Below are 22400 nucleotides of genomic sequence, written 5' to 3' on the forward strand. Positions count from 1 at the left end.
TGCACCGCCGGGGGCCGTTCGCTTGTGCCTGTGGGCCCGATCCCGGAAGGACCTCGGACACGGCTCAGAAGGACGAGTCGTCGCCCGAGCCGCCCTGGACGTTCATCACCAGGCCGATGATGTCCTGCGGGTTGAGCACCTGGGCACCGGCCGGGGCCTTGATCGCGGCCGCGCTGCCCTGGAAGCCGAGCGTCAGCGGGAGCGGCCCGGCGGCCGTGTCGTCGAACTGGGCGAGGTCCACGGTGACCGAGCTGACGTTGCCGTTCTTGATGGCGACGTCCGCGGAGATCGTCTTGTTCGGCACGTCCTTGGCGTTCTGCAGGTCGGTCAGGTCCGAGGGCGGGAAGCCCGGGATCTTGTTGAAGACCGGCGTCAGCGAGGTGGCCGCGTCCTTGACGAACTGCCGGGCGGGCACGCTGACCTGGACGTGGTCGGCGCCGTCCTTGCTGCCCAGCTCCTTGTACGTGACGTTCGCGGTCAGCGCCTGGCGCAGCCCGTCCACGATCTGCTTCTGCTCCTGCGTGGAGAACGACGGCGTGGACGTCGGCAGGCCCGAGGAGTCCGAACCGCCGTTGCCGCCCAGGGACTTGGCGAAGTCCGTGAACGCCTTGGGGTCGATGCTGACCCACTGGCCCTTGATCGCGGCCTTCACCGAGGCGAGGTTGGCCGGCAGCTGGTCGGCGTTGTCGACGAACTGGTTGAACTCGGCCAGGTCCTTGGTGTCGTTCGGGCTGGTGTCGAGCTTCTCCAGGCCCTTGATGTCGAACTTGATGTACGCCTTCTGGTCCACCGCGCGGATCTCGGCGAGCTGCCCGCCGTCCTCACTGGTCAGGCCGATGTCGAAGGCGCCGTCCTTGGCGGCCGCGCTCTGGTCCTTGCCGAGCGCGCTGAAGGATTTGGTGGAGCTGGCGGCCAGCGTCAGGTGCAGCGAGGCGAGCAGCTTCGCGTCGGCCTGGGTGAAGCCGTCCTCGTCCTTCAACGCCGTGTAGATCTGGTCGGAGGTGCCGCCGAAGCCCAGGTCGAGGCTGACCGTGGTCTGCTTGCCGAGCTTGTCGAAGGCGTCGCCCACCCGCCCCTGCGGGGTGGTCTTGTCGGCGCCGCAGGCTGCGGAACCGGCGGATATCAGGGCCACCACTCCGGCGGCGGCCAGGCCCTTGCGCATGCTGATGATGACGAACTCCTCGTAGTGAGCGAAAACATGGGGCCTCGGGCAACTGCCGACGAACCCCCCCCTTGTGTGCTGCACGATGGTATCTGTGCCCGGGCTGTGTCCACACCGGGGTTCCGCGCGGGCGGGTGCAGCGGCCGCCCGCGCCGGACGGGTTCAGCCGCCGGCGGCGACCTCCGCGGGGCGCTCCCGGAAGAGGTAGGCCGCCGTCACGCCCGCGATCAGCCCGAACAGGTGGCCCTGCCAGGAGACTCCGGTGTGCACGGGCAGTACGCCCCACAGGATGGACGTCCCGTAGTACGCCCCGATCGCCAGGCCGACCACGACGTCCAGCACCCGGTGATCCACGAAGCCGCGCACCAGCAGGTAGCTGAACAGGCCGAAGATCAGGCCGGAGGCGCCCGCGGTGTTGGTGTGCGCGGGCGAGAACAGCCACACCCCCAGCCCGTCGATGACGATGATGACCAGGGAGACCGCCAGGAAGCGGCCGATGCCGCGCAACGCGGCGATGAAGCCCAGCACCAGCAGCGGCAGGCTGTTGGAGGCGAGATGCCCGAAGCCGAAGTGGATGAAGGCCGAGGGCACGATGTCCACCAGCTCGCCGCTGCGGCGCGGGGTGATGCCGAGCCCGTCCAGCCGGTTGCCCGAGAGGGTGTCGATCGCCTCGACGCCCCACAGCAGCGCCAGCCAGGCCAGCATGAGCATCGCGGCCGCCGTCACGCGGGAGCCCGCGCGCAAGGGCGCGAGCAGGGTGTCGGACAATCGGTCGCGCCGTACGCCCGTTCCGTTCGCCACGAAGCCCCCTGGTTCCCGTACCCGTATCTGCCCCCCATGCGCTACAACGCCGGCTGCGGCACCGCCGGTTCCCCGGTGACGGTTCCGACGCGGTCCCGAAGCGGTCTCGAACAGGTCCCGAACCGCTCCCGACCGCCCTCGGAACGGGCTCGTTCGGGCTCGACTAGGCTCGACGCCGTGGAGCACAGCGAGCACGCCGAGGGCACGGGCGCCCGGCGCACCCCGTGGATCGTCGGCGTCTCGGGCGCCTCGGGGACCCCGTACGCGGCCGCCGTCCTGCGCGCCCTGCTGGCCGCCGGCGAGGCGGTGGACCTCGTGGTCAGCCGCGCCGCCCGGCTGACCCTGCTGGACGAGACCGGCGCCGCCGTCCGCGACGCACACTGGCGTTCCGACCTCGCCCGCTGGCTGGTCCGCGGCGCCGACGGCACCGACGCCTTCGCCGCCTCCTTCGACGCCGCCGCGCTGGACGCCGTGCGGTACTGGCCGGCCGGCGACCTGGCCGCGGGCCCGTCCTCCGGCTCGTATCCCGCCAAGGGGATGCTCATCGTGCCCGCCAGCACCGACTGCGTGGCCGGGGTCGCGCTGGGCCTGTCCAAGGACCTGCTGCAGCGCTCGGCCGCCGTGACGCTCAAGGAGCGCAGGACGCTGGTGGTCGCCGTGCGCGAGACCCCGCTGGGCGGCCAGACGCTGCGCCACCTGACCGCCCTGGACGACGCCGGCGCGGTGGTGCTCCCGGCCTCGCCCGCGTTCTACGCGGGTGGCACGACGGCCCAGGAACTGGTGGACTTCGTCGCGGGCCGGGTGCTGGACGCGGCCGGGGTCCCGCACCGGCTCTACCGGCGCTGGTCGGGCGCCCTCGGCGGCGGCCGGCAGCTGCCCGCCGGGGCGGTCGGGCCAGTCGAGACGGCCGGGGCGGAGGCCGACGAGGCTCGCAAACCTTCCGAGGAGCCCCTCGCGGGGCCCTTCGAGGAGTAGATGTGCAAGGCAAGGACCCGTCCATGCCTTAGATTCGTGTCCGGACAGCGCAGTCACCAGGTGAACGGGAGGGTCCGATCGATGGACGGGGTGGACAGGCAGCTCATCCAGGCGTTGCGCGAGAACGGACGGGCGTCCTACGCGGAACTCGGCCGGCTCGTGGGGCTGTCGGGACCCAGCGTCACCGACCGGATCAACCGGCTGGAACAGGCGGGCGTGATCACCGGCTACCGCGCCACGGTCGCCCCCGCCTCGCTCGGCCTGGGCGTCACCGCCCTGGTCGGCCTGCAGCTCTCGGACGCCGCCGACCACGAGGAGGTCGCCCGCCGGCTGAGCGACCTGGACGAGATCGAGGACTGCTGGTTCATCGCCGGCGACGACTCCTACATGCTCAAGGTCAGGGTCGGCGACGTGGACGGCCTGGAGCACACCATCCGGCGCCTGTCGGGCACCAAGGGGGTGGCCAGGACCCGCACCACCATCGTGCTGTCCACCAAGTGGGAGAACCGGGTCGGGCAGCTGCCCGAGGAGGCCTGACGCCCGCCGGGGGACGGGGCGGCCCGTCCGTGATCGGGCCGGGGCGTATCGTCGGTGGGCGGGCCGGACGGCCCGCTGCGGTGAGGAGGAGTGGCATGGACGCTGGGCTCAAGCGCGAGCTGGAGGAGAAGGTCTACGCCGGCGAGCGGCTGACCCGCGAGGACGGGATCGCCCTCTACGAGTCCGACGACCTGGCCTGGCTGGGCGGCCTCGCCCACCACGTGCGGACGCAGAAGAACGGCGATGTCGTCCACTTCAACGTCAACCGCCACCTGAACATGACCAACGTGTGCACGGCCTCGTGCGCCTACTGCTCCTTCCAGCGCAAGCCGGGGGAGAAGGACGCGTACACCATGCGGATCGAGGAGGCCGTCAACCTCGCGAAGGCGATGGAGGGCGAGAACCTCACCGAGCTGCACATCGTCAACGGCCTGCACCCGTCGCTGCCCTGGCGGTACTACCCGCGCTCGCTCAAGGCGCTCAAGGAGGCGCTGCCGCAGGTCTCGCTCAAGGCGTTCACCGCCACCGAGATCCACCACTTCGAGACGATCTCGGGGATGTCCGCCTCCGACATCCTGGACGAACTCATCGACGCCGGGCTGGAGTCGCTGACCGGCGGCGGCGCGGAGATCTTCGACTGGGAGGTGCGGCAGCACATCGTGGACCACCGCACCCACTGGGAGGACTGGTCCCGCATCCACCGCCTCGCCCACGCCAAGGGCCTCAAGACCCCCTGCACGATGCTCTACGGCCACATCGAGGAGCCCCGGCACCGGGTCGACCACGTGCTGCGGCTGCGCGAACTGCAGGACGAGACCGGCGGGTTCCAGGTCTTCATCCCGCTGCGCTACCAGCACGACTTCGTGGACATGAAGGACGGCAAGGTGCGCAACACCCTCCAGGCGCGCACCACCATGGCGTCCGGCGCCGAGGCGCTAAAGACCTTCGCGGTCTCCCGGCTGCTCTTCGACAACGTGCCGCACGTGAAGGTGTTCTGGGTGATGCACGGCCTGTCCACCGCCCAACTCGCCCTGAACCACGGGGCCGACGACATGGACGGCTCGGTGGTCGAGTACAAGATCACCCACGACGCGGACTCCTACGGCACGCCCAACAAGCTGACCCGCGAGGACATCCTGGAGCTCATCCGGGACGCCGGCTTCCGCCCGGTGGAGCGCAACACCCGCTACGAGATCATCCGCGAGTACCCGGGCCCGGACGGGTCCCGCCGCGAGTCGCCGCAGCCGATGCGGGTGTGAGGTCCGCACCCGGGCCCGGGTCCGCGGTGTGACGGGACCGACACCGCAGGGCCGGGCGGGCGCCCGGCGGTAATGGCTAATCTGGCGCTATGGCGCTTACGTTCCGGCTGGACCCCGAGATCGACGACGAGGTGCGCGACGGCGTGCTCGCGCTGTGGACCGAGGTGTCCCAGGCGGGCGGCGCCGTCGGGTTCGTCCCGCCGGTCACCCCCGAGGACGTCCGCCCCGACCTGGACAGCGCGTTCGCCGCGCTGGCCGCCGGGCAGCGCCGTCTGCTGCTGGGCCGGGACGAGGACGGGCGGATCGCCGCGACCGCGTTCCTGGCGTACAACACGCACCGGCTGATGCGGCACTGGATCTGGGCCTACACGGTGATGGTCCACCCCGACCACCAGGGCAAGGGACATGGGCGGGCACTGCTGGCCGCCGTCGAGCAGGCCGCGCGCGCGATGCCCGGCATCGAGGCGATCCGCCTCACCTGCCGCGGCGGCACCGGCGCCGACACCTTCTACGAGCGCTGCGGCTACAAGGAGGTAGGCCGCGTCCCGCGCGCCATCAGGGTCGGCCCCGGCCGGACCTGCGACGACGTGATCATGCTGCTGGAACTCTGAGCACCCCTGGCCTGCGGCGCCGGCCCGCCCCCGGGTGCTTCGGGCCGGCGCCGGCCCGTCGGCACCGGGCCGGGGTACGGGGCGAAACGGGCGCATGCTTCACTGGGGGCATGCTCCGATACACCGCACTGCGCTTCGGCCTCTTCGTCGCCAGCTTCGGGGTCATGTGGGGCCTGGTCCGGCTGCACATCCTGCCGGCCGGGCTCGGTGACTCGAACTACCTGTGGGTGGTGCTGCTCGCCCTCATCGTGTCCGCGCCCCTGAGCTGGGTGCTGCTGCGCGGTGCCCGCGAGCAGGCCGCCGTCCAGGTCTCCGACCGGGTGGAGCGCACCCGGCTGAACCTCGCCGCGGCCGCCGGCCAGGAGGACGAGGCGGACGACTCCGACCGCTCCGAGCGCGAGGCCGCCCAGCGGAACGAGCAGCCGCACACCGCCTGAGCCGTCTCGGGCCCGCGACACGGGCACCCTGAGCGGTACGGGGCCGCGACGCAGCCACGGCGTGCCCGTCCGGCCGAAAGCCGCGCCCACGCGGAGCAGGGAAAAGGCAGGGGCCCCGCACACTGTGCGGGGCCCCTTGGTACTGCAGGTTCTGGGCGCGATCGCGCCGGGAATCCGAACCCGAACGAGTGGGAACTAGTTCGGGGTGACGTTCTCCGCCTGCGGGCCCTTCGGGCCCTGGGTGACGTCGAAGGTCACCGGCTGGTTCTCCTCGAGGGAGCGGAAGCCGGAGGCGTTGATCGCGGAGTAGTGAACGAAGACATCCGGGCCGCCGCCGTCCTGGGCGATGAAGCCGAAGCCCTTTTCAGCGTTGAACCACTTCACGGTTCCGGTAGCCATAAAGCCCTCCTTGGGCCCAAAGGGTTGCCCTGCTCCAGAACCTGCAACTGCGAAGTCTGAAAACTACAAAAGCCCGCGGGTTACATGATCCGCAGGCTTTGTACTGCAAGGAAACCAAACTGCAACTTGCGTCGAGCCTAGCATGGGCGGGATCGCCTGCGGAAGGCCCGGACGATCTCCGCGCGGCACGCCGAACCCCCGCCGCGGTGCCCCACGGGCCCAGGAGTAGCGTCCGCGATATGGACAAAGCCGCGCGAGACACCAGCGACCGGGTACGCCCCAGGGTCGGCCACATCCAGTTCCTGAACTGCATCCCGCTCTACTGGGGCCTGGCCAGGACCGGCGCACTGCTCGACGTCGAGCTCACCAAGGACACCCCCGAGAAGCTCAGCGCCCAGCTCGTGGCGGGCGACCTCGACATCGCGCCGATCACCCTGATGGAGTACCTCAAGCACGCCGACGAGCTGGTCGCCCTACCGGACATCGCGGTCGGCTGCGACGGCCCGGTGATGTCGTGCGTGATCGTCAGCCAGATGCCGCTGGACCGCCTCGACGGCCAGCGGGTCGCCCTCGGCTCCACCAGCCGCACCTCGGTGCGCCTGGCCGAGCTGCTGCTCACCGAGCAGTACGGGGTCGCTCCCGACTACTACCGGTGCCCGCCGGACCTCTCGCTGATGATGCAGGAGGCGCAGGCCGCCGTCCTCATCGGCGACGCCGCCCTGCGCGCCTCGCTGCACGACGCGCCCCGGCTCGGCCTGGACGTCCACGACCTCGGCACGATGTGGAAGGACTGGACCGGGCTGCCCTTCGTCTTCGCCGTCTGGGCCGTCCGCCGCGACTACCTGGCCGCCCATCCGGAGACCGTGCGGGAGATGCACCGGGCGTTCCTCGCCTCCCGCGACCTGTCGCTGGAGGAGGTCGACAAGGTGGCCGAGCAGTCGGCCCGCTGGGAGGCGTTCGACGAGGAGGTCCTGCGCCAGTACTTCACCACGCTCGACTTCTCGCTCGGCGCCGCGCAGTTGCGCGGGATCAGCGAGTTCGCCCGCCGGGTCGGCTTCCCCCCGGGGGTCGGCGTCACGCTCCTGGACTGAGCCCGCCCCGCCCCGGGCGCCGCACGCCCCGCCCCTGTGACCTACCCCGACCAGGGCCTGCGGGGCGGGCCGGGGGCGAGAAGCTAGGCTGCTCGGGGGAAGACAGCCGCACCGCATCCGAAGGGCCTGCCCACGGTGAACGCAACGACCGACATCGCAGCCGTCCTCGACCGCGCCGCCGACGGCGGCAGGATCACGCCGGAGGAAGCGCTCGACCTGTACCGCTCGGCCCCCCTGCACGCCCTGGGCGCCGCCGCGGACAAGGTCCGCCGCAAGCGCTACGCCGGCACCGAGCACATCGCCACGTACATCATCGAGCGCAACATCAACTACACGAACGTGTGCGTGACGGCCTGCAAGTTCTGCGCGTTCTACGCCGCGCCCAAGGACACGGAGAAGGGCTGGAGCCGCAGCCTGGAGGACATCCTGCGGCGCTGCGCGGAGACCGTCGAACTCGGCGGCACCCAGATCATGTTCCAGGGCGGCCACCACCCCGACTACGGCGTGGAGTTCTACGAGGAGCACTTCGCCGCGATCAAGCGGGAGTTCCCGCAGCTGGTGATCCACTCGCTGGGCGCCTCCGAGGTCGAGCACATGGCGCGGATCTCCGGGGTGACCGCCGAGGAGGCGATCCGCCGCATCCACGCCGCCGGGCTCGACTCCTTCGCCGGCGCGGGGGCCGAACTCCTGCCGGAGCGGCCGCGCAAGGCGATCGCCCCGCTCAAGGAGTCCGGCGAGCGGTGGCTGGAGATCATGGAGACCGCGCACCGGCTCGGGGTGGAGTCCACCTCCACCATGCTGATGGGCACCGGCGAGACCAACGCCGAGCGGATCGAGCACCTGCGGATGATCCGCGACGTGCAGGACCGCACGGGCGGCTTCCGGGCGTTCATCCCGTACACCTACCAGCCGGAGAACAACCACCTGAAGGGGCAGACGCAGGCGACCCTCTTCGAGTACCTGCGGATGATCGCCATCGCCCGGCTCTTCCTGGACAACGTGGCCCACATCCAGGGCTCGTGGCTCACCACCGGCAAGGAGGTCGGCCAGCTCTCGCTGCACTACGGCGCCGACGACCTCGGCTCGGTGATGCTGGAGGAGAACGTCGTCTCCTCCGCGGGCGCGAAGCACCGCTCCAACCGGATGGAGCTGATCCACCTGATCCGCACCGCCGGCCGCGTCCCCGCCCAGCGCGCCACCACCTACGAGCACCTCGTCGTCCACGACGACCCGGCGAACGACCCGGTCGACGACCACGTGGTCTCCCACCTCTCCTCGACCGCGATCGAAGGCGGCACCGCGCACCCCGAACTGAAGATCCTCTCCTCCAACTGACCGCCTGCGGACGGCCGGGGCCGCGCGGTGGCGCACTGAGCCAGGGCGCCCCGGAAAGCGGGCAGGGGCCGAGCGGGTACCGTGGCGGGGTGAGCCGTGCAGATTTGGAAAAGCAGCCGCAGGACGTCGCCGCGATGTTCGACGGGGTGGCCGAGAAGTACGACGTGACCAACGACGTGCTCTCGTTGGGGCAGACGCGGCTGTGGCGCAAGGCCGTCGCCCGGGCGCTGGACGTGCGGGCGGGGGAGCGGGTGCTGGACCTGGGGGCTGGCACCGGGACCTCGTCGCTGCCGTTCGCCGCGGCCGGGGCCCAGGTCGTCCCCTGCGACTTCTCGCTCGGCATGCTCGCGCACGGCAAGAAGCGCCACCCGCACCTCGCCCTGACCGCGGGCGATGCCACCCGGCTCCCCTTCGGCGACGGCGTGTTCGACGCCGTCACGATCTCCTTCGCGCTGCGCAACGTGCAGGACGCGGACGCGGCGCTGCGCGAGATGCGCCGGGTCGCCAGGCCCGGCGGGCGGCTGGTGATCTGCGAGTTCAGCCACCCGACGTACGGGCCCTTCCGCAAGGTCTACACCGAGTACCTGATGCGGGCGCTGCCGCCGGTGGCCACCGCGGTGAGCAGCAACCCCGACGCGTACGTCTACCTCGCCGAGTCGATCCGCGCCTGGCCCGACCAGCGGGCGCTGGCCGGCCGGCTGCAGAAGGCCGGCTGGTCCTCGGTCGCCTGGCGCAACCTCAGCGGCGGCATCGTGGCCCTGCACCGGGGCGTCAACGCGTAGGAGCGCGTCCGCGAGAAGCGGCCCCGCAGGTCCCTTCCGCCCCACCCCCGGACCGGTGGCACCCTTGCCACATCTGCTCCTGCGGAGTCGGGTATTCCGATGTCGCGGGCGGCGGCCACGCCTCTAAGCTGCTCCTTCCACGGGGAGGACGAGCTTCCCTGCCGCCTCCCGGAGTGAGCCATGCCCTTCTGCCCTGCCTGCGGCAACGAGGTCGACGCGGCGGAGGGGAATCGTTTCTGCCCGCGCTGCGGCCGCGACCTCACGGCGCCCGCACTGGCCGCTCCCGCGACGCCTCCAGCTCCTGGGACACCGCCGGCTCCCGCAGCGGCCCCGGCGGCCGCGCCACCCGAGCCCCTTGCCGTGCCCGCCGCTCCACCGCGCCCTGCCGCGCCGCCGCCCCCGCCTCCATCCGTCCCGCCGGCCGGCCGCCTGCCCGGAGAGCCGTCCCCCGCCGGGCTGTTCGCGCGCGAGGTCGGCCGCGGCTCGTGGCGCTGGCCGCTCGTGGTCGGCCTGCTCCCGGCGCTGTGCGTGCTCGCCCTCGCCGAGATCATCGCCGCCGGCGCGGGCGCCGCCCTGCCGGACGGCTCGCTCGGCGCCGCCAACCGGCTCCGCGTGGCGCTCGCCGTGCTCGTCTCCGGCCTCGGCGGCTCGCTGCACGGCAGCCAGCCGCAGGAGATCCCGGACTTCGGCGGCGAATTCTCCGGTGGTGACACCTCCGGCGGCGACTTCTCCGACGGCGGTGGCTTCTCGTACGAGGGGATCGACGGGGGCGACGGGCTGGACGGCGCGCCCGACGGCACCGGCTACGGGCACGCGTACACCTCCGGCCACGGCACCCTGCACTCCACGCTGAGCGTCATGCCGTGGACCGTCACCCTGCTGTGGGTGGTCGTCCTGGTGCTCGGGCTGCGCGTGATGCGGCGGCACCTGGCCGGCACCCCGGCCGCGCCCGCCGCCGTACGGGTCTCCCTGGTCGGCGCGGCGGCCGCGCTCGCGCTCGGCTTCGGCGCGGCCACCCGCATCGGCAGCGTGCACCTCACCGCGGAGCCGCTGCTCGCCGGGCTCTTCACCTTCCTGCTCACCCTCGCCACCGCGCTCCTCGTGCTGTGCCGCCCGGCACTGACCGCCTGGCTGGACGCGCGCCCGGCCGCGGCCGCCCTCCACCGGGCCGCGGGCACCACCGCGATCGCGCTGCTGGTCACGCTCACCGCCGCGGGCCTGGTCGTCTTCGCCATCGCGCTGGCGCACTACGACGATCTGACCGGCTGGGGCATCACCGCGGCCGCGCTGCTCCTGTTCAACCTCGGCGTGTCCGGCCTCGGCCTCGGCTGGGGCGCGCACGTCGAACTCCACACCGGCGCCGGGCTGCAGGGCGGCGGCGGGCTCTCCTTCGGCCTCGGCGGGCTCGACCACGCCTGGGGTGGCGGCTCGGTGGCCGCGGTGGTCGCGGGCGCGGCGTGCTGCGCGCTGGCGATCGGCGTGCTCGCGGCCCGGCGCTCCCGCGACCGGCTCGAACAGCTCGGCGTAGCCGTGCTGTTCACGGCCTCCTTCGTGGTCCTCGCGGCCACCGGCGGGGTCGGCAGCAATGGCGGCGGCGGGGGCCTCAGCCTGGTGGGGCCGGGCCAGGGCTCGCTCGGCACCAGCGTGCCGGAGGCGCTGGGGTACGGGCTGCTGTGGTCGTTCGGCGGGGTGGTCGCCGGCGGGTACCTGTGGCGGCTGTTCGGCGGCCGGCCGCCGGCCCCTGCCGCGCCCCGCCCCGCCGTACCGGCGCCGCGCCCGTACGGTGCCCCGCCCGCCTCCCCGTACGCGCCCGCGCGGGAGCCCGGACTCCCGCCGCGGCAGACCGTGTTCGACCTGGGCGTCGTGCAGCCCGAGCGGCTCGCGGAGCCGCCGGACGGGAAGGACTGAGCCCGCCCGCCGGCCGTACCCGGACCCGGTGCGCGGGCGGCGCCGAGCTGGGCCGCCGCACGGGGACGGGGGCGGCCCTGCGGGTGGGGGGCCGCCCGTACACTCGGCACAAGGTCAAAGCGCCTGCACCGTAATGTCGCCGAACCGGGAGAGCCCACGTGACCGACACCGCCCTGTCCGAGCGCAGCGCCGACGTGATCGTCGTCGGCGCCGGTCCCTCCGGCTCGACCACCGCCTACTACCTGGCCAAGGCCGGGCTCGACGTGCTCCTGCTGGAGAAGACCGCCTTCCCGCGGGAGAAGGTGTGCGGCGACGGGCTCACCCCGCGGGCCACCAAGCAGCTGGTGTCGATGGGCATCGACATCTCCGAGGAGGCCGGCTGGCTGCGCAACAAGGGCCTGCGGATCATCAGCGGCGGCATGCGGCTGGAGATGGACTGGCCGGACCTGGCCTCGTACCCGGACTACGGACTGGTGCGCCGCCGCGAGGACTTCGACGAGCTGCTCGCCCAGCAGGCGGTGAAGGCCGGCGCCCGGCTGTACGAGCGGTGCAACGTGAGCGGCCCGATCCTCGACGAGCGCACCGGCCGGATCACCGGCGTGACCGCCAAGCTCGGCGAGGAGAAGACGCCGGCCGCCTTCCACGCGCCCCTGGTGGTGGCCGCCGACGGCAACTCCACCCGGCTGTCGCTGGCGATGGGCCTGCACCGGCGCGAGGACCGCCCGATGGGCGTGGCGGTGCGCACGTACTTCACCAGCCCCCGGCACGAGGACGACTACCTGGAGTCCTGGCTGGAGCTGTGGGACCGGCGCGGCCCGCAGGCGCGCCAGCTGCCCGGCTACGGCTGGGTCTTCGGCCTGGGCGACGGCACGTCGAACGTGGGGCTGGGCATCCTGGACTCCTCGGCGGCCTTCCGCGAGCTGGACTGGCGCGAGGTGCTCAAGGCGTGGACCGCGTCCATGCCCGAGGAGTGGGGCTTCACGCCGGAGAACATGACGCAGCCGATCCGCGGCGCCGCGCTGCCGATGGCCTTCAACCGCCAGCCGCACTACACCCGCGGCCTGCTGCTCGTCGGCGACGCCGGCGGCCTGGTGAACCCGTTCAACGGCGAGGGCATCGCCTACGCGATGGAGTCCGGCCAGATCGCGGCCGACGTCATCACCCAGGCGCACGCCCGCGCCACCGCCGCCCAGCGCGAGATGGCCCTGGGCCGCTACCCGCGGATCCTGAAGGACACCTACGGCGGCTACTACACGCTCGGCCGCGCCTTCGTGAAGCTGATCGGCAACCCCAAGGTGCTCCAGCTGTGCACCGAGCGGGGCCTGTCCCACCCGATGCTGATGCGCTTCTGCCTGAAGCTGCTCGCCAACCTCACCGACCCGACCGGCGGCGACGCGATGGACCGCATCATCAACGGCCTCACCAAAATCACCCCCCGCGCCTGATCCGGCGTCACCGGCCCTACGGCCGGGTGCTCCCCGCACCGCGACGGGTGCGGGGATCCCGGTTCCGGCCACGTCACACGATGGTGTGGACGTGCAGGGTGCCGTCGGGCAGGGCAGCCGGCTGGACGGTGAAGATGGCGCCGTTGTCGTCGATCTGGGTGGCCGCCGCTGCCCAGCCGCCGGCCGTGCCGCGGGTGCGGTCCCACACGCCGGAGCCGGGGACGACCGCGTCCACGTGCAGGGTGCCGTCCGGCAGGGCCGCGGTGCCCACGGCGCTGATCGAGCCGTTGGTGTCGATCAGGGTGCTGGACTGCCAGGTCCCCGCGGCCGTGCGGGTCCGGTCCCAGATGCCCGAGCCGGGGACGACCGCGTCGAGGTGCTGGGTGCCGTCGGGCAGAGCGGCGGTGGAGAGCGCGGTGATGCTGCCGTTGGTGTCCAGGTGGGTGGCGGCCGCCGCCCAACTGCCGGACGCGCTGCGGACCCGCTCCCAGATGCCCGAGCCCGGGACCAGGGCCTCCAGGTGGACCGTGCCGTCGGGGAGGCCGGCGGAGGCGAGGCGGGTGATGGCGGCGTTGTCGTCGATCTGCGTGGCGGCGGCGGCCCAGGTGCCCGAGGCGCTGCGGGTGCGGTCCCAGACGCCCGAGCCCTTCACCACCACGTCCAGGTGGAGCGTGCCGTCGGGCAGCGCGGCGGCGGAGAGCGCGGTGATGCTGCCGTTGTCATCGAGGTGGGTGGCGGTGGCGGCCCAGGTGCCCGAGGCGCTGCGGACCCGCTCCCACACGCCGGAGCCGGGCACGACCGTGAAGGTGTGCAGGGTGCCGTCGGGGAGGCCGGCGGAGGCGACGGCGGTGATCGCGTCGTTGTCGTCGATCTCCGAGGCGTGCGCCTGCCAGCCACCGGTCGCGCTGCGCGTGCGGTCCCACACGGTGCCGTGCGCGGCGGACGCGGTGCGGGCGGCGACGTCGAGGTAGTCGGAGTCGATGTTCAGCGTGGCCCCGCCATAGCTCTCGTTGTGGCCGCCGCTGTACTGGTGGACGCGCTGGTGGTCGGCCCACAGCCCGGCGGGCACCGCGGGGTCGGAGGTGGTGGCGCTGCCGTTCCACAGGGCGTCGTAGATCACGTCGGGCATCTCGTAACCGCTGCCGTAGTGGTCGGCGAGGTCCTCGATGCCGCTGGACGAACTGCTGTAGACGCCCGACTGGTAGCCCAGCGTGTGCAGTTCCTTGGTCCACGCCGACAAGTAGGCGAGCACGGCGCCGCTGTAGGAGGGGGAGTACGCCTCCATGTCGTCGTAGAGGACCGACCCTTGGGGGAGCCCGTAGGACGCGGCGCGGCTCGCGGCGTCCTGGGCGGAGGCGGTGCCCTGGGCGGTGGGCGAGGTGATGTCGTCGGCCATCACACCGCCGTAGATGGGCAGGAACCGCCAGCCGGCCGAGGACTGCTGCTGCAGCCAGGAGGCCGACAGGTTCGGCTGGTCGGCGCAGGCGCGGCTGGGGCCGCCGAAGTAGATGCCCACGGCGCCGTAGGGCGAGGCGGACTTCCAGGCGCTCATCTGGGCGGCGGTGGGTGCCTCGCACGCGTCGAAGCCCTTGCCGGTGTAGCTCGTGGTGTTCGCCGGGAGGGCGGCGGGCGTGGCCACGGCGGGGCGCTGGGTCGATGGCCGGACGGCCGGCGCGGTGCCGGGCAGTCCCGCGCCGGCGACGATCTGCCGTACCAGGGCGGGGTCGTGGCGGTAGCCGGCCAGGACGTGGACCTGGGCGTCGGCGGCGTCGATCTCCTGGCTCGCGGCGTCCACGCGGGTGCCGGGGGCATCCGCGGACGTGGCCGGTTCCACGAGGAGGGCCTCGGTGCGGCCGGTGCCGCCCGCGGGGCAGTCCTGCGCGGCTGCGGGGGTGCCGTAGTAGAGGGCGTGCCGGGAGAAGTCGACGCAGGTGCCGGGCGCGGCGTCGAGGTCCACCAGGGCCCAGTCGGCGGGGACGGTGAAGTGGTGGCCGCGGTAGTCGACACCCCGGGCCGCGGTCGCGGCCGCGGGCTGCGCGCTCGCGGCCGGGGCCACCAGCAGGCCGGCGGCGCCGAGCACGGCGGCCGCGGCGGCCAGGGCGAGCGGTCCGGCCAGCGGACCGGTGGAAGCGGATCTGGGCATGGCTGTCTCCGGGAAAGTGGGCGGCAAAACACGGAAGGTGCGGACCGGGCCGTCGAACGGCCCGGAGGACAAGGGGAGTCAGGGCCGCGTGGGGCGCGGCCGCACCGACGGCGGTCGATCGGGCCGGCAAAGCCCCCGGGCCCGTCGGCCGGGCGGAACAGGTTTCAGGGCTGCCACCAGCGGGCCTTGTAGATGCCGCCGCCGGCCAGCGTGTACGGGGCGGCGGTGCCGGAGGCGATCCGGGCGTAGCGGGTCTGCCAGTTCGGGGTGAGGTCGCCGTCCGGCTCGGTGAACAGCACCGTGTCGCCGGCGTTGCTCACCGCCTTCACGCCGCCCCACGGTCCGGCGCCGCACGTGGGGGCGGTGTAGGGGGCGAAGGTCCGCGCGGACTTCGAGAAGCGGTACAGGGCCGTGCCGGTGGCGACCCACAGCAGGTCGGGGGAGCCGGAGACCGCGTTGACGTCGTGCCCGTCGGGCGTCGGCAGCGGCACGGTGGTCCTCACGGTGAGCGCCGGGTTGTCGGCGGTGCCGATGTCGTAGGCGACCAGGGTGCTGCCGCCGACCGCCCACAGCACGCCCTGCCCGTCGTCCCAGTGCACCCCGTGCGCGGTGGCCAGGTCGGCGGCGGTGAAGCCGGTGCTCGCCGGCCCCTGGGCCGCGGAGTAGATCCGGACGGCGTCGCCGGCGCTGCAGGCGACGGCGACGTTGCCGTTCGGCAGCAGCTCCGCGCTGTGCGGGTTGAGGTCGGCGCCCGGGCCTGAGGTGGCCACCAGGCCGCCCCAGCGGCGCGCCCCCGTCCCGTACTCGACCACGGCCGCGAAGCCGTAGGAAGCAGTGACGAGCAGGTGGGGAACACCGTCCAGGGAGCGGGCCTTGACCTCGCTGACATACGTGAAGCTCTCGGCGGGGGCGAGGTCGGCGTAGCGCGCGTCGCCGTCGGGGGCGAAGGACCACAGCACCACCGAGGGGTCGGCGGCCGGGTCCCACGAGGTCTGTGTGCCGTCGAGCACCAGCGCCCGGCGGGAGCGCTGGTCGCCGACGACGACGGCGGGCACGGTGGCCGCGGCCGCCGTGCGGTGCAGCGGGAGCACGGCGCCGACGCCGGCGCCCGCGGCGCCCAGCAGCAGGGCCCGGCGCGAGGGCCTGGCGAAGCCGGCCACGCCCGTCACTGCCAGATCATGTCGTCGGGGGCGGCGCCCGGCCCGGCCGCCACGGACACCGCGGTGGCGCCCGCTGCGGCCGGCCGGCCCCCACCGGAGCCGCCGACGGCCGCCGCCCCGAGCAGGACCGCGACGAGCAGGCCGAGCGCCGGTCCGGCGGCGCGGATTCTGCCGCCGGACGTGGCGGACATGACGGGCACGGCGGGCACGGCGGGCATCGCAAACATGGGGCGGCTGCCTTTCGGGGTACGGGGATCGGGGCCCGCGCGGCGGGCGGACGGCGGCGCCGTCCCGGGCCTGCCGCCTTCGCGGCGGGCCGGCCGCCCCCTACGTTCCCCGCGCCGGGGCCGGGCCGGAAGGCGCTTCGGCGGGCCCGAACGGGCCGTGGCCGCAAGGGGCCGGCGGGGGAGGGCCGACATCGGAGAGCAGCCAGCCACGCAGCAGCGCGGAGGCGGCCACCGCCCGCGCGCACAGGGCGGCGGCCCGCGCGGTCGCCTCGGCGGGGGACTCCGCGAGCAGCCACAGTCCCAGCACCGGATGGGGGTCGGCGAGCGGATGGAAGCTGATGTGCTCGACGCGGTCCTCCGGCCGGCCGTGGGCGAGCACGAGATCGGCCATGGCCGACGGCAGGACCGCCGTCGCGGTGGGCGCGCGCAGCCGCGCGTGGACGAGGTACACGCCGACCGAGGATCGCCCGGGGGGACAAAAGCGCGCCAGACGGCAGGCATGGCCGGTTCCGGTTCGGCCGGAAGCGTCCAACCCCGGCTCGGCCCCGCTGCGCCGGGGTCCATCATGCGATCATCGGCAGGTCGTACGGCGAAAAATGCTGTTCGAGGGGGGTATCTGATGTTGATTGCACTGGGATTGGAACCGGAGGCGGAAGCGGTCTACAGGGCGCTGCTGGAACGGCGCGAGGAGGGGGTGGCACAGCTGTCCGGCCGGCTCGGGCTGACCGAGCCGCAGGTGCGCGGGGCGCTGGACCGGCTCAGCGAACTGTCCCTGGTACGAGGCTCGTACGAGGCGCCCGGCCGGCTGTACGCGGTCAGCCCGGAGGTCGGCCTGGAGGTGCTCCTCGCCCGGCAGCAGGCCGAACTCGCCGCGCAGCAGCAGCGGATCGACGCCTCGCGGGCGGCGGCCGCGCAGCTCATCGCGGAGCACGCGGCGGTCCGGCCGGCCGAGGGGCCCGGGGTGGAGCAACTCGCCGGGCTGGACGCGATCCGCGACCGGCTGGTGCGGCTGACCCGGCAGGTCCGCCAGGAGGTGATGACCTTCGCGCCGGACGGCGAGCACACCGCCGAGAGCATCGCGGCGGCCCGCCCGCTCAACGAGGAATTGCTCGGCCGGGGCGTGCGCATCCGCTCGGTCCACCTCGACAGCGTGCGCAACAGCCCGCACACCCAGGAGTACCTGGAGTGGCTCGCCGAGCGGGGCGGGCGGGTGCGCACCGTGGCGACCCTGCCGCTGCGGATGATCATCATCGACCGCACCCACGCGGTCATCCCGGCCGACAGCGAGAACAGCGCGGCGGGCGCGGTCGTGCTCAGCGGCCAAGGCACGCTGGTCGCGCTGTGCGCGCTCTTCGAGACGGTCTGGCAGGCCGCCCGGCGCATCGGCGACAGCGAGCGGCGGGGGCCGGGCGAACTCACCGACACCGAGGAGGCCGCGGTCAAGCTCCTCGCCGAGGGGTACACCGACGAGGCCATCGCCAAGCGGCTGGGTGTCTCGCCGCGCACCGCGCGCCGGGTCGCAGGCGGCCTGATGCACCGCCTGGACGCGCGCAGCCGCTTCGAGGCCGGGGTCCGCGCCGTCCAGTCGGGCTGGATCCGCTAAGGCCACACCCCGGGACGGCGACTCCGTCGCGGGTGGGGTGCGGCCACGGGTGGGGTCCGGCCGGAACCGGACGGGGACGGATCCGGCCGGGCCGGAGGGCTTCTGCGGGGATCGGGCGGCCGGGCAGGCTTCGAGGGTCGCCATCGGGCAACGCCCGTGCGGGGCAGGTCCGTTCGGATCGCCCGGCGGCAGCGCGGGCGCAGTCCCGCCGATCCCCGCAGTCCGTCCGCAAGGAGTCCCGCCATGCCCAGGCGCCCTCGCACGCCCCTGCGCATCACCGCCTACGCGGCCCTGCCCGTCGCCGTCGCCGCCCTGTTCGGTGCCGCCCGGTACGTCTCCGGGGACGGCGCGCCCAGCGCCGCCCCCGCACCGCACCCCGTCACCACCGCTTCCGCCGTCCCCACGGCACCCACCGCTCCGGCCGTGCCCGGCCGCGCCGACTCCCCGCAGCCGCACCCCACATCCGCGGCCGCGGCCCCCGCCGTGACGCCGCCCGCCCCCACCGCCCGCACTCCGGCGTCCCGCGACCCCGCCCCGCTCGCCCCCGCCCGCCTCCCCGACGCCGCCCGCTCGGCGTGGACATCGATGGGCCCGTCGCACACGCGCACGGCCGGCCCGTCCGTCGCCGTCGACGAGTGCGCTTCGGTCCGCGGGGCCGCCACGTGGCAGCAGCAGGGTTACGTGAGCACCTACGACACCCCCGCCGTGCAGGACACCTTCGCCTTCGCCACCGAGGCCGGGGCGAAAGCGGCCTGGACCCGGCTGGTCGCCGGGCTCGACGGATGCCGGGCCACCTCGCGCGCCCTGCAGTCCCGCAACGGGCTGCCGCAGGACGCCACTGTCACCCGCACCGCCGCCACCGCCGACGGCGCCGCCTACGCCCGTACCTGGACCGCCGTCCCCGGCATGTCCGCGCCGGGCCGGCAGACCGACCACGTCTACGCCGTGCGCGAGGGCGCCGTCCTGTCGGTCCTGCAGGTCACCGAGATCTCCGGCACCACCGCCCCCGGCACGGCGTACTCCCCCGGGCAGGACGCCGCCGAACTGGCCGTACTCGCCGGCCGCGGATGACCTCCGCACCTCGCCCACCCGTCCCGCACCTGCCCTGCCCCCGGGCGGCCGGCAGACCGATCCCGACAGACACAGGAAGAGAGCCCACCATGACGCACAACCGCCGCACCCGCCTGCGCGCGCTCGCCACCCTCGTCGCCGCCGGCGCCGCGGCGACCTTCGCCTGCGGCACCCCGGCCCACGCCGACTCCACCGCCGGCGGCCCGATCACCCGCAGCGAGGTCCTGACCCGGGCGCAGAGCTGGGTGGACGCGGGCGTCCCCTACAACCAGGCCGGCTACTACGGCGGCTACCGCGAGGACTGCTCCGGCTATGTGTCGATGGCCTGGCACCTCACCAGCAGCCTGGTCACCCAGACCCTGCCGGACGTCTCCACCAAGGAGAGCTTCTCCGCCCTCGCACCCGGCGACATCCTCGACTACACCGCCGAGCACACCTTCCTCTTCGCGGGCTGGACCGACAAGTCCACCGGTGCCTTCAAGTACTACGCCGACAGCAACCCGAGCGACCCGACCCACGGCCCCACTGCCGGCAACGTCAACAACTCCACCATGGAGGGCTGGCCGACCGGCTACTACGACGCGTACCGGTACGACAAGATCGTCGACGACACCCCGGTCACCCCGCACGGCACCGTCTGGGACCGCACCCGCAGTGCCGCCGGCTCCTGGCAGTCCTCGGCGGACGAGATCGACTCCAACGGCGCGATCACCGCGGTGGCCGCCGCCGCGCTGCCGAACGGCACCCTGCACGTGGAGACGGTGGTCCCCGGCTCCGGCCTGTGGGACCGCACCCGCAGCGCGAACGGGACCTGGTCCGCCGCCACCCACATCGACACCAACGGGAACATCACCGCGGTGGCCGCGGCCGCGCTCCCGGACGGCACCTTGCACGTGGAGAGCGTGGTGCCGGGCTCGGGCGTGTGGGACCGCACCCGCAGCGCGAGCGGGACCTGGGCGTCGTCCTCCACCCACATCGACACCAACGGGAACATCAGCGCGGTTGCCGCGGCCGGCCTGCCGGACGGCACCGTGCACGTCGACTCGCTGGTGCCCGGCGCCGGCGTGTGGGACCGCACCCGCAGCGCGAGCGGCACCTGGGCCGCGGCCTCCACGCAACTGGACGACAACGGCAGCATCTCCGCGCTGTCCGCGGCCGCACTCCCCGACGGCACCCTGCACGTGGAGACGGTGGTGCCGGGCTCGGGCGTGTGGGACCGGACCCGCAGTGCCTCGGGCACGTGGGCCGCTGCGTCGAGCCACATCGACCAGAACGGCGACGTCAGTTCGGTCTCCTCGGCGGGTCTGCCCGACGGCACCCTGCACGTGGACGCGGTGGTGCCGGGCTCGGGGGTCTGGGACCGCACGCGCAGCACCTCGGGCTCCTGGAGCACGGCCACCGACATCGACAGCAACGACGACATCTTCGACACCTTCACCGCGGGCCTGCCGGACGGCTCGATGCACGTGGGCACGATCGCCTGACCGGCCCCGGACGGCCCGGCACGACATGACGCTGCGGCTCCCCGCGCGCGGGTTCTCCCCCTCCGCGGCGGGGAGCCGCAGCGTTGTCACGTCGAGCCCGTGAGGGGGCGGGCGTTACAGGACGCGGACGGCCCAGTCCGGTTCGTAGTCGGCCAGTTGGTGGATGGCGACCGGGGTGGAGGGGTTCGCCGCGTCCAGGTACTGGCCGCCGCCGATGAAGACGCCCACGTGGTAGGCGCTGCCCTCGCCGCCCCAGAAGATGAGGTCGCCCGGCTGCAGCGCCGAGGTGGACACGGGGGTGCCGATCGTGGACTGGTCCTGCGAGGTGCGCGGGATGTCCACGCCGATCGACGCGAAGGCCGCCTGGGTCAGGCCGGAGCAGTCGTAGGAGCCCGGGCCGGTGGCGCCGTAGACGTACGGCTTGCCCAACTGCGCCTTGAGGAAGGCGATCAGCTGGTCGACCTTGCTCGACGAGGCCGGCGCGGCCGCGGTGGCCGCGGCGGCCGGCGTTGAGGCGGTGGCCAGCGGGGCGCGGGCGGTGGAGCGCGAGGCGGCCTGCGCGGCCTGCTCCCGGGCCGCCTTCGCGGCGGCCGCGGCAGCGGCGGCCTTGCGGCGGGCGGCCTTGTGCAGGGCCGCGGCCTTCTTGCGGGCCGCGTCGGCCGCCTGCTCCTTGTCCGCGGCCAGGGTCGCCGCCAGCGCCTCCTGCTGCAGCGCGGCCACGGCCTGCTGCGCGGACACCGACGTCGAGAGCGGCACCGTGTCGGCGAGGCCGGTGGCGGTGCGGGCGGCGGGCGCGCTGCCCGCCGCGGTGTCGTGCGGGTTCTCGGCCATGGCCGGAGCGGCCGCGCCGCACAGGGCGAGCGCGCTGACGACACCGCCGACGAGCCCGGCCCTGCGCACCCAGTGAGGGGTGGCGTGGGGCGCCGCGTGCCGTCGGCGGCCGGTATGGCCGCTATGGATGGTTATGCCGGACGGCTGCGTCCGGGGGGAGTTCGGAGACATGCGTCTCTGGCTATCAGGAACGAATGGTTCCGTTCAACAAAGGTGGGATACGCCACAGTTGGCCGCCGGACGGCTCAATTGCCCGGTTCGCGATCTTGTCTGATGGGCTGTTTGATCCCTTTTCGTGAGGCTGGTTACGTATGCGCTCGTGCACGGTTTCACGCATGTCATTCCCGCGTTCTCCGGGTCGCCCGCGCGGGTGGCGGTGGACTAGCACGTGAACCCGTCCACCGCGAATTTGCCACAGAGGGAACTCGTCTGATAATGGACTCAAGCTCCTGACCAGCGACAACGCCCGCGAATATGACGTGAAGTGATCGTTTGGGTGTCATCTGGTACATGCACACAGCTGATCCGACTTCATGATCGTTGGCCAGGTGGTGGAGATCACAAAGTCGGTGCCGACCCCCGTGTCGCAGATCACAGACCGGGAGGCATAGGATGCAGGCGACTTGGGCTTGTGAACTGCCTCACATACCCGCGATCTTCGCGGTTTCGGTGACGTGCAGCGCAGGTCCCGGTCACGGTCCGTACATCAGTCACCGTCGACTGGAAGGAGCGGGCACGGTGAACGCCTACGCGCCCATCATCGTGCTGGGCGGCATCGCAGCCGCCTTCGCGATCGGTTCCGTCTTCACTGCCTCGATCGTCGGGCCCAAGCGGTACAACCGGGCCAAGTCGGAGGCGTACGAGTGCGGCATCGAGCCCACTCCGCAGCCGGCCGGCGGGGGCCGCTTCCCGATCAAGTACTACCTGACGGCGATGCTCTTCATCGTCTTCGACATCGAGATCGTCTTCCTCTACCCCTGGGCGGTCACCTTCGACCGGCTGGGGATGTTCGGCCTCGTCGAGATGCTCCTGTTCGTCCTCACCGTCTTCGTCGCCTACGCCTACGTGTGGCGGCGCGGCGGCCTGGAGTGGGACTAGCGGGCACCCGCGGACCGAGTGGCGACAAGGGACCGAGGAGA

22 protein-coding genes are annotated in these 22400 nt (G+C 73.2%); 14 read left to right on the forward strand and 8 right to left on the reverse strand.

Annotation, left to right across the window (positions count from 1 at the left end; all coding sequences use genetic code 11):
- Positions 1-64: 64 nt before the first annotated feature.
- A complete protein-coding gene (locus BLR33_RS20230) occupies positions 65-1246 on the reverse strand; it encodes a hypothetical protein (protein ID WP_143031720.1) in 1182 nt (393 codons plus the stop codon).
- Between the two features lie 78 nt (positions 1247-1324).
- A complete protein-coding gene (locus tag BLR33_RS20235; protein ID WP_093786246.1) occupies positions 1325-1873 on the reverse strand; it encodes a rhomboid family intramembrane serine protease in 549 nt (182 codons plus the stop codon).
- A gap of 267 nt (positions 1874-2140) precedes the next feature.
- Here BLR33_RS20235 and BLR33_RS20240 point away from each other — a divergent pair, with 267 nt between their 5' ends.
- The 5 genes from BLR33_RS20240 to BLR33_RS20260 all read left to right on the forward strand — a co-directional run bounded on the left by BLR33_RS20240 (position 2141) and on the right by BLR33_RS20260 (position 5782).
- Positions 2141-2938, forward strand: coding sequence for a UbiX family flavin prenyltransferase (locus tag BLR33_RS20240; protein WP_245771542.1), 798 nt, complete (start codon positions 2141-2143; stop codon positions 2936-2938).
- A gap of 81 nt (positions 2939-3019) precedes the next feature.
- Positions 3020-3475: an Lrp/AsnC family transcriptional regulator gene (locus BLR33_RS20245; RefSeq protein WP_093785969.1), complete on the forward strand. Its 456-nt coding sequence runs from the start codon at positions 3020-3022 to the stop codon at positions 3473-3475.
- Between the two features lie 95 nt (positions 3476-3570).
- A complete protein-coding gene (gene mqnE, locus BLR33_RS20250; RefSeq protein ID WP_093785970.1) occupies positions 3571-4734 on the forward strand; it encodes an aminofutalosine synthase MqnE in 1164 nt (387 codons plus the stop codon).
- Positions 4735-4823: 89 nt separating this feature from the next.
- Complete coding sequence (locus tag BLR33_RS20255) at positions 4824-5345, forward strand: GNAT family N-acetyltransferase (RefSeq protein ID WP_093785971.1); 522 nt, start codon at positions 4824-4826, stop codon at positions 5343-5345.
- Positions 5346-5455: 110 nt separating this feature from the next.
- Positions 5456-5782 carry a DUF4229 domain-containing protein gene (locus tag BLR33_RS20260; protein ID WP_093785972.1) on the forward strand — a complete coding sequence of 109 codons (327 nt, stop codon included), beginning with the start codon at positions 5456-5458 and terminating at the stop codon, positions 5780-5782.
- Positions 5783-5977: 195 nt separating this feature from the next.
- Here BLR33_RS20260 and BLR33_RS20265 read toward each other — a convergent pair whose 3' ends face one another.
- Entirely contained in the window at positions 5978-6181 is a 204-nt protein-coding gene (locus tag BLR33_RS20265) for a cold-shock protein (protein WP_033177709.1), read from the reverse strand.
- Positions 6182-6420: 239 nt separating this feature from the next.
- Here BLR33_RS20265 and BLR33_RS20270 point away from each other — a divergent pair, with 239 nt between their 5' ends.
- The 5 genes from BLR33_RS20270 (at position 6421) to BLR33_RS20290 (ending at position 12742) form a co-directional block, all read left to right on the forward strand.
- Positions 6421-7272: a menaquinone biosynthetic enzyme MqnA/MqnD family protein gene (locus tag BLR33_RS20270; protein ID WP_093785973.1), complete on the forward strand. Its 852-nt coding sequence runs from the start codon at positions 6421-6423 to the stop codon at positions 7270-7272.
- Between the two features lie 135 nt (positions 7273-7407).
- Positions 7408-8607, forward strand: coding sequence for a cyclic dehypoxanthinyl futalosine synthase (gene mqnC / locus BLR33_RS20275; protein WP_093785974.1), 1200 nt, complete (start codon positions 7408-7410; stop codon positions 8605-8607).
- Between the two features lie 89 nt (positions 8608-8696).
- Positions 8697-9389: a demethylmenaquinone methyltransferase gene (locus BLR33_RS20280; protein WP_093785975.1), complete on the forward strand. Its 693-nt coding sequence runs from the start codon at positions 8697-8699 to the stop codon at positions 9387-9389.
- Positions 9390-9749: 360 nt separating this feature from the next.
- A complete protein-coding gene (locus tag BLR33_RS35285; protein WP_176930351.1) occupies positions 9750-11297 on the forward strand; it encodes a hypothetical protein in 1548 nt (515 codons plus the stop codon).
- Between the two features lie 158 nt (positions 11298-11455).
- The gene (locus BLR33_RS20290; RefSeq protein WP_093785977.1) at positions 11456-12742 is read left to right on the forward strand and encodes a geranylgeranyl reductase family protein; all 1287 of its coding nucleotides are present in this window, start codon (positions 11456-11458) and stop codon (positions 12740-12742) included.
- Positions 12743-12815: 73 nt separating this feature from the next.
- Here the strand turns inward: BLR33_RS20290 and BLR33_RS36190 are convergent, their stop codons facing one another.
- The 4 genes from BLR33_RS36190 to BLR33_RS20310 all read right to left on the reverse strand — a co-directional run bounded on the left by BLR33_RS36190 (position 12816) and on the right by BLR33_RS20310 (position 16723).
- On the reverse strand, positions 12816-14885 hold the full coding sequence (locus BLR33_RS36190) for a glycoside hydrolase domain-containing protein (RefSeq protein ID WP_093785978.1): 2070 nt from the start codon (positions 14883-14885) through the stop codon (positions 12816-12818).
- Positions 14886-15049: 164 nt separating this feature from the next.
- Positions 15050-16054 carry a DUF6528 family protein gene (locus tag BLR33_RS20300; RefSeq protein ID WP_093785979.1) on the reverse strand — a complete coding sequence of 335 codons (1005 nt, stop codon included), beginning with the start codon at positions 16052-16054 and terminating at the stop codon, positions 15050-15052.
- Positions 16051-16272 (reverse strand): hypothetical protein, encoded by a 222-nt coding sequence (locus BLR33_RS20305; protein ID WP_143031721.1) that lies wholly within the window; start codon positions 16270-16272, stop codon positions 16051-16053. The genes BLR33_RS20300 and BLR33_RS20305 overlap by 4 nt, the downstream gene beginning before the upstream one ends.
- Before the next feature lie 100 nt (positions 16273-16372).
- Positions 16373-16723 (reverse strand): hypothetical protein, encoded by a 351-nt coding sequence (locus BLR33_RS20310; RefSeq protein WP_093785981.1) that lies wholly within the window; start codon positions 16721-16723, stop codon positions 16373-16375.
- A 168-nt stretch (positions 16724-16891) separates the two neighbouring features.
- Here BLR33_RS20310 and BLR33_RS20315 point away from each other — a divergent pair, with 168 nt between their 5' ends.
- The 3 genes from BLR33_RS20315 to BLR33_RS20325 all read left to right on the forward strand — a co-directional run bounded on the left by BLR33_RS20315 (position 16892) and on the right by BLR33_RS20325 (position 20430).
- Positions 16892-17875, forward strand: coding sequence for a helix-turn-helix transcriptional regulator (locus tag BLR33_RS20315; RefSeq protein ID WP_093785982.1), 984 nt, complete (start codon positions 16892-16894; stop codon positions 17873-17875).
- Between the two features lie 243 nt (positions 17876-18118).
- Positions 18119-18946 (forward strand): hypothetical protein, encoded by an 828-nt coding sequence (locus tag BLR33_RS20320; RefSeq protein ID WP_093785983.1) that lies wholly within the window; start codon positions 18119-18121, stop codon positions 18944-18946.
- An 89-nt stretch (positions 18947-19035) separates the two neighbouring features.
- Positions 19036-20430 carry a hypothetical protein gene (locus BLR33_RS20325; protein WP_093785984.1) on the forward strand — a complete coding sequence of 465 codons (1395 nt, stop codon included), beginning with the start codon at positions 19036-19038 and terminating at the stop codon, positions 20428-20430.
- Between the two features lie 114 nt (positions 20431-20544).
- Here the strand turns inward: BLR33_RS20325 and BLR33_RS20330 are convergent, their stop codons facing one another.
- On the reverse strand, positions 20545-21330 hold the full coding sequence (locus BLR33_RS20330; protein WP_093785985.1) for a C40 family peptidase: 786 nt from the start codon (positions 21328-21330) through the stop codon (positions 20545-20547).
- A gap of 669 nt (positions 21331-21999) precedes the next feature.
- Between BLR33_RS20330 and BLR33_RS20335 the strand changes: the two genes are divergently transcribed.
- A complete protein-coding gene (locus tag BLR33_RS20335; protein ID WP_093785986.1) occupies positions 22000-22359 on the forward strand; it encodes an NADH-quinone oxidoreductase subunit A in 360 nt (119 codons plus the stop codon).
- Positions 22360-22400: the final 41 nt, after the last annotated feature.

Origin of the sequence: Actinacidiphila guanduensis (genome assembly GCF_900103985.1) — a bacterium.
GTDB lineage: Bacteria > Actinomycetota > Actinomycetes > Streptomycetales > Streptomycetaceae > Actinacidiphila > Actinacidiphila guanduensis.